The sequence below is a fragment of the Kribbella sp. NBC_01484 genome (assembly GCF_036227145.1).
In the GTDB taxonomy this organism is placed as follows: Bacteria; Actinomycetota; Actinomycetes; order Propionibacteriales; family Kribbellaceae; genus Kribbella.
The window spans coordinates 6683018-6700600 of sequence record NZ_CP109437.1 but is presented as its reverse complement, the minus strand read 5'-3'; the positions used below and the strand labels follow the sequence as shown (position 1 = coordinate 6700600).

The window sequence follows — 17583 nt, the reverse complement described above, 5'->3', positions numbered from 1 at the left end:
CATGCACGAAGTCGACCAGACGACCGAGCAGATGGTGCGCAGCGTCCTTGCGTACGCCGAGAACCGGCTGCGGATGGATCCCGTGCCGCTCGACCGCAACACGCTCCCCGCGCACGAGCTGTACGAACGGCTCGACGGGCTGATCCGCGACGCACCGCGGCACCCGGACGAGGTGCTCGGGGTCTACTCGTCCGTCATCGCGCCGAGCGTGATCTCGGCCGACAGCCCGCGCTTCCTCGGGTTCATCCCGGCGGCGCCGACGAAGGCGAGCCTGCTGTTCGACATGCTGGTGTCCTGCGCGTCGATCCAGGGCATCTCGTGGCTGGAGGCCGCCGGCGCGATCGCGGCCGAGAACACCGTGCTCCGGCTGATCGCCGACGAAGCCGGGCTGCCGCCGGGCGCGGGTGGCTGCTTCGTCTCCGGCGGTTCGGCCGGCAATCTCTCCTCGCTGGCGGTCGCCCGGGAAACCGCGAAGAAGCGGCTCGGGACCGATCGTCGGCTGCGCGTCATCGTCGGCACCGACGCGCACTCCTCGATCGTCAACACCCTGCGTCTGCTGGAGCTGGACGCGCTCGTCGTCGACACGCCCGACCATCGGCTCACCGCCGACACCGTCCGGGCCGCGGTCGCCGCCGATCCGGATCCGTCGAACATCGCGGCCCTCGTCTGTACGTCGGGCACCACCAACGCCGGCATCATCGACGACCTGGCCGGCTGCGGCGCGCTCGCCCACGAGCACGGCTGGTGGTTCCACGTCGACGGCGCGTACGGCGGCTCCGGCATCTTCGCGCGCTCACTCCGGCCGAAGTACGCCGGGATCGAGCAGGCCGACTCGTTCATCCTCGACCCGCACAAGTGGCTGTTCACCCCGTTCGACTGCTGCGCCCTGATCTATCGCGATCCCGGGCTCGCGCGGGCGACGCACACCCAGGACGCGTCGTACCTGGACGTCATCCATGTGTCCGACGGCGAGTGGAATCCGACCGACTACGCCTACCACCTGACCCGCCGGGCCCGCGGTCTGCCGCTGTGGTTCTCGCTCGCGGTGTACGGCGTGGACGCGTACCGCGAAGCGATCGAGACCGCGGCACGCCTGGCCCGGGAGACGGCCGGGCTGATCAAGGCCACGCCGCACCTCGAACTGATCCGGGAGCCCGACCTCGGCGTCGTCCTGTTCCGGCGGCTGGGCTGGTCGGGTGAGGACTACGACAAGTGGGCGCGGCAACTCCACGAGGACGAGGTCGCGTTCATCCCGCCGAGCAAGTGGGAAGACGAGACGATCGGCCGGTTCGCGTTCCTCCATCCCGGCACCAGCCTCGACGTTGTTCGCGAGGTGCTGGCCCGGACCGAGCCATGAGCGACCTGCTCTCGCTCTTCCCGGCCGGGAGCCGGCTCGACGCGGACGGCACCCTGGTGATCGGCGGCTGCCGTGCGGACGCCCTCGCCACCGACTTCGGTACGCCGGTCCTCGTCGTCGCCGAGGAAGCACTCCGAGCCCGCGCCCGCGAGTACCGCGACGAGCTCACCGCCCGCCGGCCGAACTCCCGTGTCGTCTTCGCGTCCAAAGCCTTCCCGTGTACGGCGGTCCAGCGGGTGATGGTCGAGGAAGGACTCGGCCTGGATGTCGCGGGCGGCGGCGAGATCCTCACCGCGTTGAAGGCCGGTGTCGATCCGGCGCTGATCGTGCTGCACGGCAACGCGAAGAGCGACGAGGAGATCGCGCTCGCGGTCGACCACGGCATCGGCTTGGTCGTGGTAGACAACGCAGACGACGTGGACCGGCTGGAAGCGACCGGCCGCTCGCAGGACGTGCTGGTGCGCATCATTCCGGGCGTCACCGCGGACACCCACAGCCATGTGCTGACCGGGCACGAGGGCTCGAAGTTCGGTCTGGCGCCGCCCGACGCGGCCCGGCTGATCCAGCGGATCGAGCACAGCCCACGGCTGCGGATGCGCGGACTGCACGTCCATGTCGGTTCACAGATCCTCGATGTCGAACCGTTCGCGGAGTCGGTCGCGCCGGTCGCCCGGCTCGGCGAGTTCGAGGTGTACGACCTGGGCGGTGGGCTCGGCGCCCGGTACACCTGGGCCGACGAGCCGCCCACGGTGGCGGCGTACCTGGACGCCCTGATCGGCGCGGCGAGGCAGCACCTCCCCGCCTCCGCCCAACTGATCATCGAGCCTGGACGCAGCATGGTCTGTACGGCGGCGACCACGATCTACCGGGTCACGACGGTGAAGCGGGGTGTGATCACGTTCGTCGCGGTGGACGGCGGGATGGGCGACAACCTGGAGGTCGCGTTGTTCGAGCAGCGGTTCGAGGCGGGCATCGTCGGGCGCTTCGACGGTCCCGCGGAAACGGTGACCGTGGTCGGCCGGCACTGCGAGAGCGGCGACGTCCTGGTCGACGGCGTACCGCTGGCCGATCCGCGCGTGGGTGATCTGCTGGCCGTGCCCGCCACGGGCGCCTACTGCTACACGATGGCGAACAACTACAACGGCAACCGCCGGATCCCGGTCGTGTTCGCGGACCAGGGCGCCGCGCGTCTCGTCGTACGCCGGGAGACCTGGGACGACCTGATGGCCCGGGACGTCTGATCAGCCCTCGAAGCCGTGATGGAGCATGACGTGCTTGATCCGCGTGTAGTCCTCGAGTCCGTACATCGACAGATCCTTGCCGTAGCCCGAGTGCTTGAAGCCGCCGTGGGGCATCTCGGCGATCAGCGGGATGTGCGTGTTCACCCAGACGCAGCCGAAGTCGAGCCGAGCGGACATCCGGGCCGCGGTGTTGACGTTGGTGGTCCACACCGAGGAGGCCAGGCCGTACTCGCTGTCGTTCGCCATCCGGAGTCCTTCGTCCTCGTCCGCGAACCTCTGTACGGTCAGGACCGGGCCGAAGATCTCGGTCCGGATCAGCTCGTCGTCCTGCTGCAGGTCCGCGACGATCGTCGGCTCGTAGAAGTACCCGGTCTCCCCGATCCGGTGGCCGCCGGTGGTCACCCGGGCGTGGTCGGGCGCTCGGTCGACCAGGCCGGCTACGTGCCCCAGCTGCTTGGCGTTGTTGATCGGCCCGTACAGGATGTCCTCGTCGGTGGGGTCGTAGCCGGTCCGCGTCTGCTGGGCCGCGTCGGTGAGCTCCTGCACGAACTCGTCGTAGATGCCTTGCTGCACGAGCACCCGGGTGGCCGCCGTACAGTCCTGGCCGCCGTTGAACAGGCCGGCCACCGAGATGCCCTCGATCGCGGCCGTGATGCCGGCGTCGTCGAACACCACCACCGGCGCCTTCCCGCCGAGCTCGAGATGAGCCCGCTTCACATCGGCCGCGGCGGCCATCGCCACAGCCATGCCGGCTCGCGTCGATCCGGTGATCGAGACCAGCCGCGGGACCTTGTGCCTGGTCAGCGCGGCGCCGGTGTCACGGTCGCCGCAGACCAGGTTGCAGACGCCGGGCGGAAAGATCTCCTGCATCCGCTCGACCATCCAGTACGACGACGCCGGCGTAGTGTCGGACGGCTTCAGGACGACCGTGTTCCCGGCGGCCAGTGCCGGGGCGAACTTCCAGACCGACATCATCATCGGGTAGTTCCAGGGCGCGACCTGGGCGACCGGGCCGATCGGTTCACGCCGGATCGACGAGGTGAATCCGCGCATGTACTCACCGGACGACTTGCCCTCCAGCACCCGCGCCGCACCGGCGAAGAACCGGATCTGGTCGACCATCGGCGGGATCTCCTCGGAGCGGGTCAGCGCCACCGGCTTGCCGGTGTTCTCGCTCTCGATCGCGATCAGTTCCTCGGCGCCGTCCTCGATCAGGTCGGCCAGCTTCAGCAGCGCGTGCTGCCGCTCGCTCGGCGTCGACCAGCGCCAGGTCTCGAACGCGCTCGCCGCGGCCTGGAAGGCCAGGTCGACATCATGCTCGTCGGAGTTCGGCGCGGACGCGTAGACCTCGCCGGTGGACGGGTTGACGATGTCCATCATCGCCCCCGACGCGGCGGCCTGGATCGTGCCGCCGATGACGTTGTGGAAGACCTGCTTGTCCGGCATGACAGCTCCCTCGCGGCGCACGATCCCGTCCCCGTTCCCTCAATCTAGGCTCAGCTACCAATCAGGAGAAGGCCATGGCGACGCATCCACTCGATCCGCTGGACGAGCACGAGTTCCGGCACACCACGGCGATCCTGCGCCGCGACGAGGAGCTCGGCGGATCCTGGCGCTTCGCCGCGATCGAACTGCTCGAGCCCGACAAGGCCGCGGTGAAGGCCTGGCGTCCCGGTGATCCGATTCCCCGGGCCGCGTTCGCCGTCCTGTGGAACCGGGCCGACAACCAGACCTGGGAAGGTGTCGTCGACCTGACCGGCGACCGCGTCGTCTCGTGGACCGAGGTCGCCGGCGTCACCCCCAACTTCACCGTCGACGAGTACCACGAGGTCGACGACGCGATGCGGGCTCATCCCGACGTGATCGCCGCCCTGGCCGAGCGTGGCATCACCGACCTGTCGCTGGTGCTGATCGAGGTGTGGACCTATGGCAAGGCGTTGATGCCGGAGAGGTACCGCGACCGGCGGCTCGGCTGGTGTGACATCTGGTACCGCGAGACCCCCGACGGCAACCCGTACGCACACCCGGTGTCCGGCCTGAAGGTCGTCGTCGACATGAACACGCTGGAGCTCCTCGAACTCGAGAACGACCACAACCACGGTCAGCCGGACGTCAACGCGGAGTACGCCCCCGGCCCATGGACGGGCGAGCTGCGCACCGACCTCAAACCGCTCGAGGTCACCCAGCCGGAGGGCGTCTCGTTCACCGTCGACGGCACCGAGCTGACGTGGCAGAACTGGACGATGCGGCTCGGCTTCAACCACCGCGAGGGTCCGGTCATCTACCAGGTCACGTACGACGATCACGGCACGACCCGCGACATCGCCTACCGGATGTCGTTCACCGAGATGGTGGTCCCCTACCGGGACGCGTCGTTCGACCACTACCGGCGTACGGCGTTCGACATCGGTGAATGGGGTCTCGGATTCATGACAACCTCGCTCGAGCTGGGCTGCGACTGTCTCGGCGAGATCGTGTACCTGGACGCCGTACTGCATGACACGCGCGGCGAGCCGTACCCGATCAAGAACGCGATCTGCCTGCACGAGGAGGACAACGGCGTCCTCTGGAAGCACGTCGATCACACGACCGGCGCCGAGGTACGGCGGATGCGCCGGATGGTCGTGTCGTGTCACGCGACCGTGGCGAACTACGAGTACCTGATCTACTGGCGCTTCTACCAGGACGGCAACATCGAGTGCGAGGTCCGCGCGACCGGGCTGATGGTGACCACGCCGTTCGCGGCGGACGGTACGCCGCCACCGACCGGGACTGTGGTGGACAAGCAAACATATGCGCCGTTCCATCAGCACTTCCTGGTCGCGCGGCTCGATCTCGACGTGGACGGTGAGGGGAACACCGTGCAGGAGGTCGACTCCCGGGCGCTGCCGGTCTCGGCCGAGAACCCCTACGGGCTCGCAGTCGTCACCGAGGCGACGCCGATCCGCTCCGAGTCCGAGGCCGCCCGCGATTTCAATTGGGCGACCCAACGATCCTGGAAGGTGGTCAACCCGAACCGGGTCAACGCCGTCGGCACGAACCCGGCGTACAAGCTCGTCCCGAGCGCGTCGATCCCGCCGTTGATGGACCCGGAGACGCCGCAGTACCTGCGCGCACCGGTGATCGGGCACACGGTCTGGGTGACCCGGCAGCACGAGGAGGAGCGCTGGCCGTGCGGCGACTACCCGACCCAGTCGACGGTCGACGACGGGATGACGCGGTGGATCGCGGACGACGAACTGCTGGAGAACACCGACATCGTGCTCTGGTACGTGTTCGGCATCCACCACGTCACCCGGGTCGAGGACTGGCCGGTGATGCCGGTCGACACGATCGCCTTCTGGCTCAAGCCGTTCGGCTTCTTCGACCAGAACCCGTCGATCGACGTGGCGCCCACGACGAAGACCGACGGCGAGGTGTGCCACTGAAGCGTTTGATGAACCCTGTCGTGACGCTAACTTGTCGGCACTCAGCCGTTCCGAGGACAAGGGGTGACGTCATGGCATTCGGCCGGAAGAGTGGGCGCGACATTCCGCACGGCGACAAGATGAAGGGGCGGCAGGCCAAGACCGCCACCGGCTCCGGTGGCGGTGTGCGCGGCGACGGCAAGATCGTCGACCCGAAGGGGAAGGTGATCGGGAGCGTCGCCGGGCGCAAGCTCAGGGACACCAACGAGCACGGGGGCTAGGCTCAGCGCGGCTAGTTCGGGGTCGGCCGGTTCTGGTTCGGCTGGTTCTGGTTCTGGTTCTGGTTCGGCTGGTTCTGGTTCTGGTTCGGCTGGTTCTGGTTCGGTTGGCCGGAACTGGCCGAGGCCGGGCCCTGGATCATCTTTGCCGGTGGGGCGACGAAACGCTTCACCGGCATGCCGTCCAGTGCTCCCTGCATCGCTGTCTCCCACAGCGGTCCCGCCGTACCCGAGCCGGTCGGATCGGCGATGTCCACGCCGTCCAGGGTGTGCCGGAACATCAGGTTCGTGTACGGGATGCTCGCGTCGGCGACCACTGCGGCCGCGGCCAGGTTCGGGGTGTAGCCGCAGAACCAGACGGCCAGGTTCTGCTGGATGGTGCCGGTCTTGCCGCCCATGTCCCGGGTGCCGAACCGCAGCCGGCCACCCGTCCCGCCAGGCATCATCACGGCACTGAGCACCCGGTTGACCCCGTCGGCGACAGCGCGGGGAATGGCCTGCTTGCACTCGACGCCCGGAGTGTCGATCGGCCGGCCGCCGTTGTCCCGCACAGCCACGACGAGGAGCGGCTTGCAGTACTTGCCACGGGCTGCGAAGGTCGCGTAGGCGTTCGACAGCATCAACGGCGTCACATAGCCGACCCCCAGCGTCATCGACACGACCTGGTCGAGCGGCCCGCCGGTCTGCGCGTTGTACATCCCGAGCCGGGACGCGATCCGCGCGATCGGGCACAGGCCGGTCCGCTGGGACAGTTGCAGGAAGTAGGTGTTGGTCGAGAACCGGGCCGCGTCGACCATGGTCAGGTCGCCGCTGTGCGTCGAGTTCTTCGGCCGGTAGTCCCGGTCCCGGGTCCAGCCCGTGCAGGTCGTGAACTTCTTCCCGCTCAGATCGATCTGCGCCGGTGAGTTGATCCGGTAGTCCATCGCGAAGCCCTTCTGCAGGGCTGCCGCGATCGTGAACGCCTTCATCGTCGAGCCGTTCTGGAACCCGCCGAACCCGCCGGCGTAGGACTTCTCGACGTTGTAGTTGTAGTTCGTGTGGTTGCGGCCGTTGCCGTACGGCTTGCTCTGCACCATCGCCTTCACCACGCCGGTGCCCGGCTCGACCATCGTGATCGCCGCGATCGCGGTGTCGGTGCGTTTGCTGTGCTCCTTGATCGACGCCTGCGCGGCCGCCTGGATCCGCGGGTCGATCGAGGTCCGGATGGTCAGGCCGCCGGTCTTCAAGTAGTGGTCGCGGTCCTTCACGGTCGCCCCGAGCGCCGGGTTCTCCAGCAGTTTCGAGACGACGTAGTCGCAGTAGAAGGGGTAGCGCGAGTTTGCGCAGCCGTTCGGCACCGGTTCGACCCTGGCCAGGTCGATCACCGGGGTCCTCAGCGCCTGGTTGGCCTGGTGCAGCGAGATCACGCCGAGCTCGAGCATCCGCCGGATCACCACGTCCCGCCGCGCCGTGGACCGGGCCAGGTCGTTGGTCGGGTCGTAGCCGGTCGGGTTCTTGACCAGGCCCGCCAGCAGCGCGGCCTGCGGCAGCGTGAGCTTGGCGGCCGTGGTCCGGAAGTAGTGCTGGGCGGCGGCCTGGACGCCGTACGAGCCGTCGCCGAAGTTCACCAGGTTGAGGTACCGCTCGAGGATCTCGTCCTTGGACAGCTGGTCCTCGATCGCGATCGCGTAGCGCAACTCGGTCAGCTTGCGCTGGTAGGTGACCGCGGTCGCGTCGGCGCGTTCCGCGGCGGTCTTGGCCTTCTCGACCAGGCTGAGCTTCACGTACTGCTGGGTGATGCTCGAGCCGCCCTGCTGCACCTCACCCTCGGTCTGGTTGCGGATCATCGCCCGCAGGGTGCCCTTCAGGTCCAGGGCGCCGTGGTCGTAGAACCGGGAGTCCTCGATCGCCACGATCGCGGTCTGCATGATCGGGCTGATGTCGGACAGCGGCACCGGCACACGGTTCTGCTCGTACAGGGTGGCGATCAGCGTCCCGTCCGACGCGAGGATCCGGCTGCGGATGGCCACCGGATCGACGTCGAGCTCCCGCGGCAGGTCCTGCACGGACTCGACCACCGCTCGGGAGCCGACCCCGGCGAAGCCGGCGAACGGAATCGCCAGCCCCGCGGCCAGCGCGCCCGCCAGCGCGCTGACCCCGATGAATGTGATCAACGAACGAGCCTTGTTGCGACCGCCCCTCTCGGTACGCATACCTCCAGGCTAAGCCAGCGATCAAACTCCCGATACCCCGGAGATGATTGCCTCGATCAACTTTGGCCGCAGTTCCGGCGCGATGATCACCGCATCGACCGACCCGACCTCGACCGCACGCCGGATGTCGTGCACCCGATCGAACCCGGCCGCCACCTCGCCGAGCTTCTCAGCCCGGACAGCGGTTCGCACCTCGGCCAGCTCGGTCGCGAGCGCGGCCCGCTCGGCGCCGCTCGCGTCCCGAACTCGCTCTGCCAGCGAAGAAACGCGCACGTCGGCTGCGGTCCGGGCGTCGACCTCACCGGCGAACACGACTGCCGCCGCCGGCGCGCCACCGATCACCGAGGCGTACGAACCCTCCACCGCGAGCACGGTCATCGACGGGTTCAGCGCCTTCGAGAAGACGACGAACGCGCCGCCGTGATAGCGCGACACGACGCAGAAAACGATCGGTCCCTCGAAGTTCACGATCGCCCGGCCGATCTCCGCGCCGTACTCGAGCTGCAGGTTCCGCATCGAGTCGGGCGAGCCGTCGAAACCGGACAGATTCGCCAGTACGACGAGCGGGCGGTTGCCGCTGGCCGCGTTGATCGCGCGCGCCACCTTCTTCGACGACCGCGGGAACAACGTGCCGGCCGTGTAGGTGTCCGGGCCGTCGGCCGGTGGGAAACCACGCCGCGGGACCGTCTTGGACTCGATCCCGACCAGGCAGACCGGGAACCCGCCGAGCCGCGCGTCCTGCACGACCGCGGTGTCCGCGTCGGCCATCCCCGCCCAGCGCTCGAGCACCGGGTGGTCCAGGTCGGTCACGGACCGCATCAGCGTGCGGATGTCGAACGCCTTCTTGCGGTCCGGGTTCGTCGCCGCGGAGAAGATCTCGCCGACCGTCTTGAAGTCGCTGTCCGGCACGCTGTGCGGGTACGTCGTGACATCGCGGTCGACCGGGTCCGACGTCTCGGCCCGGCGCGGGCCGCTCTCCCCGGGGACGACGTAGGAGTGGTCGTAGTGCGCCATCAGCACGTCCCGGGCGCCCCTGAGGTCGGGCGCCCAGTACTGCGCCTCGCCGTTCGGGCCCATCACCCGGTCGTAGCCGCCGATGCCGAAGTTGTCCTCGGCGGAGACGCCACCGGCGAAGTCCAGCGTTTGTTTGCCGGTCAGGACCATCGCGCTGTCCGGGGTCATCACCAGGATGCCCTTGGTGTGCATCAGCATCGTCGCCTCGGCGTTCCAGTACGGCTGCGCGCCGACGTTGATGCCGGCCACGACGACGTTGATCTCCCCGCCGTCCTGGGTGAATTCGACGATCCGCTTCAGCGCCTTGGCGACCCAGTCCATGTTCTCGGTGCCGGAGTCCATCGAGATCCGGGCGCCGGCGGACAGCGAGTACCACTCGACCGGCACCCGCATCCGCTCGGCCAGGTCGAGGGCCGCGATGATCCGGGAGCACTCCCGCTCCGCGACCGCGCCGAGCGCTTTCGTCGGATCGCCGCTGAGCGCGACTCGGGTGACACCTTCGGGGTGCCGCGAGGTCGGCGTACTGACGACGCCGAGGATGATGCCGGCCGTGTTCAGGCCGCGGGGGCGGTCGACCGGGACCAGGGCGCCGGTGTCGTCGAGGTCGTACTCGACGAAGGAGCCGCCCGCACCGGCGACCATGCCGCTGACCTCGTACGGGTAGATGGTGTTGCGGCGGCGCGACCGCTGCACCTTCTGGGCGTAGTCGTCGAGCGGCATCAACCGACCGGTCGGCGGCTGCTCCACCGAGGTGACGACGCCTGCACCGGGCTGGTAGTAGAACCGCGCCGCGACCGGGTTGATGCTGCCGTCCGGGGCCGCGACCCGGCCCTGGACGAGGACCTCCTCGATCCCTGCGCCCGCGGTCAGCGGGGCGATGTTGCGCTGCAGGGCGGTCACCTCGTCGACCTGGGCGTCGACGACCGGCCAGATGTGCACCCAGACGTGGTTCATGTCGAGCTTCGCCCCGGCCGCGCCCCGATCGGTGCGGGCCCGGCGAATCGCCTCCAGGCAGTTCGCGATCGCCCGCTCCGCGTGCGGCAGCGAGGTCACCTGCCCGTCCTCGTCGCGGACCACGGCGAACTGGCGCACCTGGGCCAGCGCGACCAGGCGCTGGTCGGCCTCGTTGTCGCGCGCGACGCAGTAGTAGAGCAGGACGTCTTCGGGCCCTTCCAGCCGGGTGATCCGGAAGTCGCGCAGCCGCCACAGGTTCAGCCGCCGGCCGACCATCGGGTGGACGCCGCGGACGTTGTCGTCCTCGGTCACCGAGCCACCGGCCGGGCGGTAGGTGAAATACGAGACCGGCCGGTCCTGACCGGGCGCGATCGCGACCGAGAACCGGCGTACCCGCTGGGCGATCGGCAGGTCGGCGACGATCCGGCGGAACCGGTCGGACGCCTCCTGCTGCGGCTCCGCCAGGTCGGGGCCGAAGAGGTAGAGCTCGACCACGGCCTCGTGCCCGGCCGGGCGGGCGTCGATCTGGGCGGTCAGCGCCCGGGCCAGCCCGCTGTCCGGGTCGGCGACCTCGGCCACCGTGCCGACCGTGGTGACCAGGTGGCTGGGCCGGTCGTCGATCGTGTAGTCGGCGGTCGCGAACGGCCGCCCGTCGACGGCGAACTCGCGCAGGTCGTGCAGTTCGTACTCCCGGTAGTGCCGGCGGATCAGCACCTCGAGCATCGGCTCGCGCTCCCCCCAGCCGCGCTCCAGCCGCTGCGCCAGGAACCGGACGATCGGCTCCGGGATGGCGGCCAGCGCGTCGACCCGCTCCTGCCGGTCCGGCGCCTCCGGGTGCGCGGTGAGGTCCGCGACCTCGTCACCGACCCCGGCCAGGATCGACGCCCGCTCGGCGTCGACCAGCGGCTGGTCGAACCACCGGAACCGCACGCTCCGGGCCAGGTCGCCGACCACCGGGAAGCGCAGCTGAGTGGCCAGCACCAGCCGGTCCAGCAGGTCGTGCGCCGACTCGTCCAGCGGCGCCTCCGGGCGCGGCTCGGCGATCCAGCGCTGCAGCATCGACGTCACCAGCACGACGTCGGGAGCCGAGCGCTGCTGCGCCAGGAAGATCCGGAAGACCGCCTCTTCCAGCTCGGTGCTGCGCTCCAGATCGCTCACGCCGTAGTGACCGAGCACCCTGGCCAGGCGGGCGCGGAACTCGGCCGGCAGCCCACCCCGGTCAGGGTCGAGGCTCTGCAAGTAGGTGTGGAAGTGCTCGCGCGGGCTGTGCACCCGGTTCTCGATCGTGGTATCCGCTCCGGCCGGCCGGTTGCGGCTCAGCTCGGCGAAGTCCGCGAACACCTTCAGCAGCTCGATCTCGGCGACGACCGGCGCCTCCGGCAGCTCCGACCGCGCGGCCAGGTAACCGGCCAGGGTTCCGCCTTGGTCCTGCGGGTCGATGTCGAACCCGAGCAGCATGCTGCGCAGGTCGTCCAGTCCCCGCTCGACCCGCTCGGCCGCGGACTTCTCCCCCGACCCGTTCGGCAGATCCAGCTGTACGCCGTTCTCCGCCGGAGCGGCCTCCTCGGCACCGGCGTCGTCGGCCACCGGCTCCAGCCGAAGCAGTGGCGCGCCGGTCTCCACCTGGCTGCCGGTGGCGACCAGCAACTCCTTCACGGTCGCCTTGAACGGCGCGTACAGCACCGTCTCCATCTTCATGCTCTCCAACACGAGCACCGGCGCACCGGCCTCGACCTCGGCGCCGCTCTGCACCGGCGTCGCGACCACGAGCGCAGGCGCGGGAGAACGCAGTACGCCGCCCTCGTCCCGGCTGACGCGATGCGTCACACCGTCCACCTCGACCAGGTGAACCGGGCCGTGCGTCGCGGTCACCAGCCGGAACCGCTGCCCGCCGACGACGAGCCGGCTCGTGTAGTCGTCCAGCCGCTCCAGCTCGGCGTCGACGACCTTGAGGTGGTCGTTGCCGGTGCCGACGCCGACCCGGAACCGGTCCGGCCCGATCCGCGCCACGGTCACCCGGTAGCTCGCGCCGCGCAACTTGAGGTCGATCGCCCGGCCCACCTCGTGCTGCACCTGCGGCCGGCCGCCGTGCGCGGTCTCCAGCAACCGCGTCCGCTCGACCTGCTCGGCGTCCTCGTACCCCTCGATCGCGGCCGCGACCAGCGCGACCCCGGAGTGCCGGTGCGACACCAGCCGGCCCTCACCGCGGACCCGGTCGATCCAGCCGGTGTCGGCGCTGCCGTCGATCACCTCGGGCTGGTCGAGCAGGTCGAGGATGAAGCTCTTGTTGGTCGCGCCGCCCTCGATCAGCACCGTGGTCGCGCCAACCGCCCGGCGCAGCCGCGCCAGCGCCTCCTCGCGGGTCCGGCCGTAGCCGATGATCTTCGCGATCATCGAGTCGAAGTCGGCCGGGATGCTGTCGCCCGCGCTCACGCCGGTGTCCACCCGGATGCCGGGGCCGGCGGGCAGATCGAGGACGGCGATCCGCCCCGGCGACGGCGCGAAGTCACGGTCCGGATCCTCGGCGTTCAGCCGGGCCTCGACGGCGTGACCGCTCTCGGCCGGCTTCGTGCCCTCCAGCCGGCCGCCGTTCGCGACGTGCAACTGGGCCTTCACCAGGTCCATCCCGGTGGTCAGCTCCGTGATCGGGTGCTCGACCTGGAGCCGGGTGTTCACCTCGAGGAACGCGAAGGTCTTCTCGCCCGGGTGGTAGAGGAACTCCACGGTCGCCGCGCCGCGGTAGCCGACCGCGAGCGCCAGCCGCTCGGCCGACGCCTTCAGATCGTTGACCTGGGACGCGGACAGCAGCGGGGAGGCGGACTCCTCGATGACCTTCTGGTTGCGGCGCTGCACCGAGCAGTCCCGGACGCCGAGCGCCCACGCGGTCCCCTGGCCGTCGGCGATGACCTGCACCTCGACGTGCCGGGCTCCGGTGACGAGACGCTCCAGGAAGACCACGCCGCTGCCGAATGCACGGGCGGCCTCGTCACTGGTGCGCGCGTACGCGTCGGTCAGCTCGTCGGCGGACCGGACCACCCGGATGCCGCGGCCACCACCGCCGGCCGTTGCCTTGAGCATCAATGGGTAGCCGATCGTCCCGGCCGCCTGCAGGGCCGCCTCCAGCGACTCGACCGGCCCGCGGCTCCACGGCGCGACCGGTACGCCGACCTCCTCGGCGATCAGCTTGGACCCGATCTTGTCGCCCAGCTTGCGCATCGCCTCCGGCGACGGCCCGATGAACGTGACGCCGATCCGCTCGCACAGCTCCGCGAACGCCGGGTCCTCGGCCACGAACCCCCAGCCGACCCAGGCCGCATCGGCCTCGGTCTCCCGCAGCGCACGCTCCAGCACGGCCAGGTCGAGGTACGGACGCGCGGACGCCGGGCCGAGCGGGTAGGTCAGGTCGGCCTCGCGAACGAACGTCGCCGTCCGCTCACCATCCGTGAACAGGGCAACGGTCTCGAGCTGCTCACCACCTTCGGCGTTCACCTCACGAACCGCGTTGATCAGCCGCATCGCGGCCTCGCCCCGGTTCACTACTGCGATACGCTTGAACATCGACCGCCTCCGTGTCTCACCCTGCCTTGTACGGTTGGGATCGCCAACCGCTGGCACAGGTTTTCAGTCCGGAGGCATTACCGTCGAGTCGGGTCCCCCTGATGACCCTCGCGGCAGGAAAACTGACGCCGGTGGGCGACTTTGGGGAGGACATCGTGGGTGGATTGGCCGAGCGGCTTCGGGCCGAGGTAACCGGACCGGTTCTGGAGCCGGGGGATGAAGGCTTCACCGAGGAACTGGCCGGATTCAACACAGCGGTGGTGCACAGTCCGGACGTAGCGGTCGGCATCACCAGCGAGGCCGACGCCGTGGCAGTGGTTCGGGCCGCAGCCGAGACCGGTACGCCGGTCCGCGTGCTGGCGACCGGGCACGGGGTACCGATTCCCGTCACCGACGGCATCCTGGTCACCACGTCCCGGCTGGCCGGCGTGACTGTCGACCCGGACGAGAAGGTGGCGCGGATCAACGCGGGCTGTGTCTGGGCCGATGTCGTCACGGCCGCTGCCGAGCACGGGCTCGCCCCGATCACCGGCGCGTCCGACGTGGTCGGCTGCATCGGCTACACGCTCGGCGGTGGCCTCGGCCCGCTGGCGCGGACCTACGGCTTCTCGTCCGACTGGGCTCGCGGCTTCCGCGTGGTCACCGCGGCGGGCGAGGTCGTGACGGCAACGGCGACCGAGCATCCCGACCTGTTCTGGGCCCTGCGCGGCGGCAAGGGCGGATTCGGCATCGTCACGTCGATGGACTTCGGTCTGGTCGAGCTGACCACGCTGTACGGCGGATCGGTGTTCTTCGACGCCGAGCACATCGCTCCAGTACTGACCGCGTGGGCCGACTGGACCAAGACGTTGCCCGAGGCAGCGAATTCGTCGGTGGTGGTCCTCCGGCTGCCCCCGCTCGACTTCATCCCCGAACCGCTGCGTGGCAAGACCGTTCTCAGTGTCCGCTTCGCCTTCGTCGGTGATGTTGCCGAGGGCAAGCGACTGTTCCAGCCGATCCGGGACGCCGGTACGACGCTGATCGACGCCGTCGGCGAGATGCCGGCCAGTGATATCGCACTCATCCACAACGACCCGAAGGACCCGACCGCGTCGTGGGATCGCGGTGTGATGCTGACCGAGTTCGGCTCGGGCTTCGTCGAGGCGTTCCTCGACGCCGCCGGTCCGGACCAGCAGCTGCCCCTGGTCGCGATCGAGCTCCGGCATCTCGGTGGAGCGACGCAGCGCGACGTGCCGGAGGGCAGTGCGGTCGGGGGTCGTGGTGGGGCCGGCACACTGACGATGATCGGCGTACCCGATCCGGGCCTGTTCGAGCAGGTGCTGCCGGCAACGGCCGACGGCGTCCTGGCCAAGCTAGGTCCCTGGATCTCCGCCGAGACCACGGTCAACTTCGCCGGCGCCTTCGCCGTACCTGGTTCCTACCAGGCGTCCTGGCCGGCCGAGACGTTCACCCGGCTCGCCGAGATCCGCGCGACCTACGACCCGGAGAAGCTCTTCCCCTACGGTCCCGCCCCCGCGCAACCCCACCCGTAGCCACCCCCACGCAACCCCACCCGTAGCCACCCCCACGCAACCCCACCCGCAGCCACCCCGCGCACCCTCAACCGCAGCCACTCCCGCGCACTCCCAGCCGCCGCCACCCCCGGTCACTCCCAGCCGCGGCCACCCCCGGTCACTCCCAGCCGCGGCCGCACCCGCCGCCACCCCAGCCGCGGCCGCACCCGCCGCCACCCCAGCCGTAGCCGCACCCGCCGCCACCCCAGCCGTAGCCGCACCCGCCGCCACCCGCTGCTCCCCGCCCACCGGGGCCATTTGATGGGTTCTCCCGCCGAATTGCCCGTTCTCCCGCCGAATCTTCACGGGAGAAGGGACAAAATCATGGGATATCCGGCTCGTCTGACGTATCCGTGGGGTGGTTCGTTCGCTCCTTTGCCTCCCGGGATGTTGGCGGTGTTCTGTTGGTTGTCGCCCGGGGTGGGGAGGATCTCGTCCCGGATCGGGGGGATCCTCCCCGCCCTGGCCCGGGCGGCTGGCCGGAGTCCTGGTGCTCGGTCCCGACCGCCGACATCCACGACCGCGACTACTGGGACGAGGCCGCCCCGTGGGTCTCGGCCTGTGCGGACGTGGGGCACTCACGAACCCGGTCGGTCAGCTGTCGAGTGGTCGTGGCCGTGCGGCGCATCTGTGGCATCGCGCTGGCTGTGAGTGGTGCAGGTCCGGTCAGCGGCCCGGCATCGCCAAACCCACCACCGCCGGGCGGGCTGTGGCGGACTCCCAGGCCAACACAATCACCGAGACGCCGCGACCGCCCGCGGGAGGCCATCGTCCGCGCCTCGTTGTGATGGCCTGGCGATCCGGTCGACGGCGCGCAACACCCACGGAACCGACCAAAGCGCCGGATATCCCGTCAATGGCGTGCAGGGCAGGTACGGCGGGTCACTCAGGGCGGGGATTGCGGCGGCGTCCGGGGCAGCGGGCTCGGCTGGGACTCGGACGGCGGCGTCCACGGGATCAGGCTCTGCTCGGATGCGGCGGCGGCGCCCGCAGGGTCAGGCTCGGCTGGGACTCGGGCAGCGGCTGTGCACGGGGTCTGGGGACAACTCGACAGGACGTGTCTGCGTCGGGCCGGCGGAAATAGGCTCACCCGACCCGCCGCCGGCTCCCGAGTGGACGTATACGTCCTGTCGACCTGCACATGCGGTGCGTCTGCGGATCCGGGGTCACTCCCGCCAAGAGTGTTGCGGCTCGTAGCCGAGGAGCCGGCGGGCCTTGTCGATGGACAGGAGCGTCTCGTTCGGGCCGAACGGCCGCTTCACCGGTACGCCGGGGAACACCTCGGCGAGCAGTTGCTCGTTGGGCCGGGACATCACCGTGTCCGCGTTGGCCACGATGAACACGTCCGTCCCGGTCACGCCGTACTCGAGCGCCTTGCGGACCGCCTGGGCGCCGTCGCGGGCGTCGATGTAGCCCCAGAGGTTCCACTTGCGGGCGTGCGCGTCGGCGTTGAAGGACGGGAAGCGGACGTAGTCCTCGGGATACATCACGTTCGAGAACCGCAGGCCGATCAGCTTGAGGTCCGGATGCCACCGGCACAACTGCCGGGCCAGCTCCTCCTCGAGCGTCTTCACCAGGGAGTACGTGCTGTTCGGCCGCGGCGGGTAGTCCTCGTCCACCGGCACGTACGGCGGGAACTCGTCGAACGGCAGTCCGAGCACGGTCTCGCTGGACGCCCACACGATGTTCCGGACGCCGGCCCGCAGCGCCGCCGAGAACACGTTGTAGGTGGCGGTCATGTTGTTCTGGAACGTCGCCGCGTTCGGCCGCAGCCCGGGCGCCGGGATCGCGGCCAGGTGCACCACCGCGTCGACCCCGTCATGCCGGTCGTCGATCCCGGCGATCGCCTCGTAGGTCTGACCGAAATCTGTCAGGTCGAGCCGCGTCGACACAACATCGGCCCGCGCCGGCGCGGCCTGGTCGAGGGCGACCACGTCCCAGCCGTGGTCCGTGAGGTGATCGACCACCGCCCGGCCGAGCTTGCCGCTGCTCCCGGTCACCGCTACTCGTGTCATGCGTTCAGACTAGG

9 protein-coding genes are annotated in these 17583 nt (G+C 69.8%); 5 read left to right on the top strand and 4 right to left on the bottom strand.

Going from position 1 to position 17583, the window contains the following annotated elements:
• Position 1: 1 nt before the first annotated feature.
• Complete coding sequence (locus tag OG555_RS32505) at positions 2-1357, top strand: pyridoxal phosphate-dependent decarboxylase family protein (protein WP_329476373.1); 1356 nt, start codon at positions 2-4, stop codon at positions 1355-1357.
• Complete coding sequence (lysA, locus tag OG555_RS32500) at positions 1354-2598, top strand: diaminopimelate decarboxylase (protein ID WP_329476372.1); 1245 nt, start codon at positions 1354-1356, stop codon at positions 2596-2598. Before OG555_RS32505 ends, lysA begins: the two co-directional genes overlap by 4 nt.
• Here lysA and OG555_RS32495 read toward each other — a convergent pair whose 3' ends face one another.
• The gene (locus OG555_RS32495) at positions 2599-4044 is read right to left on the bottom strand and encodes a gamma-aminobutyraldehyde dehydrogenase (protein WP_329476371.1); all 1446 of its coding nucleotides are present in this window, start codon (positions 4042-4044) and stop codon (positions 2599-2601) included.
• A gap of 74 nt (positions 4045-4118) precedes the next feature.
• Between OG555_RS32495 and OG555_RS32490 the strand changes: the two genes are divergently transcribed.
• Positions 4119-6026 carry a primary-amine oxidase gene (locus OG555_RS32490; protein ID WP_329476370.1) on the top strand — a complete coding sequence of 636 codons (1908 nt, stop codon included), beginning with the start codon at positions 4119-4121 and terminating at the stop codon, positions 6024-6026.
• A 71-nt stretch (positions 6027-6097) separates the two neighbouring features.
• Positions 6098-6286, top strand: coding sequence for a hypothetical protein (locus OG555_RS32485; protein ID WP_329476369.1), 189 nt, complete (start codon positions 6098-6100; stop codon positions 6284-6286).
• A gap of 11 nt (positions 6287-6297) precedes the next feature.
• On the opposite strand, the gene OG555_RS32480 is transcribed toward OG555_RS32485, so the two are convergent.
• Positions 6298-8475 carry a transglycosylase domain-containing protein gene (locus OG555_RS32480; RefSeq protein ID WP_329476368.1) on the bottom strand — a complete coding sequence of 726 codons (2178 nt, stop codon included), beginning with the start codon at positions 8473-8475 and terminating at the stop codon, positions 6298-6300.
• Between the two features lie 21 nt (positions 8476-8496).
• Positions 8497-14001: an ATP-binding protein gene (locus tag OG555_RS32475; RefSeq protein WP_329476367.1), complete on the bottom strand. Its 5505-nt coding sequence runs from the start codon at positions 13999-14001 to the stop codon at positions 8497-8499.
• A gap of 131 nt (positions 14002-14132) precedes the next feature.
• Here OG555_RS32475 and OG555_RS32470 point away from each other — a divergent pair, with 131 nt between their 5' ends.
• Complete coding sequence (locus tag OG555_RS32470; RefSeq protein WP_329476366.1) at positions 14133-15533, top strand: FAD-binding oxidoreductase; 1401 nt, start codon at positions 14133-14135, stop codon at positions 15531-15533.
• Between the two features lie 1187 nt (positions 15534-16720).
• Here OG555_RS32470 and OG555_RS32465 read toward each other — a convergent pair.
• Positions 16721-17569 (bottom strand): NAD-dependent epimerase/dehydratase family protein, encoded by an 849-nt coding sequence (locus OG555_RS32465; RefSeq protein ID WP_329476365.1) that lies wholly within the window; start codon positions 17567-17569, stop codon positions 16721-16723.
• Between the last annotated feature and the right edge of the window lie 14 nt (positions 17570-17583).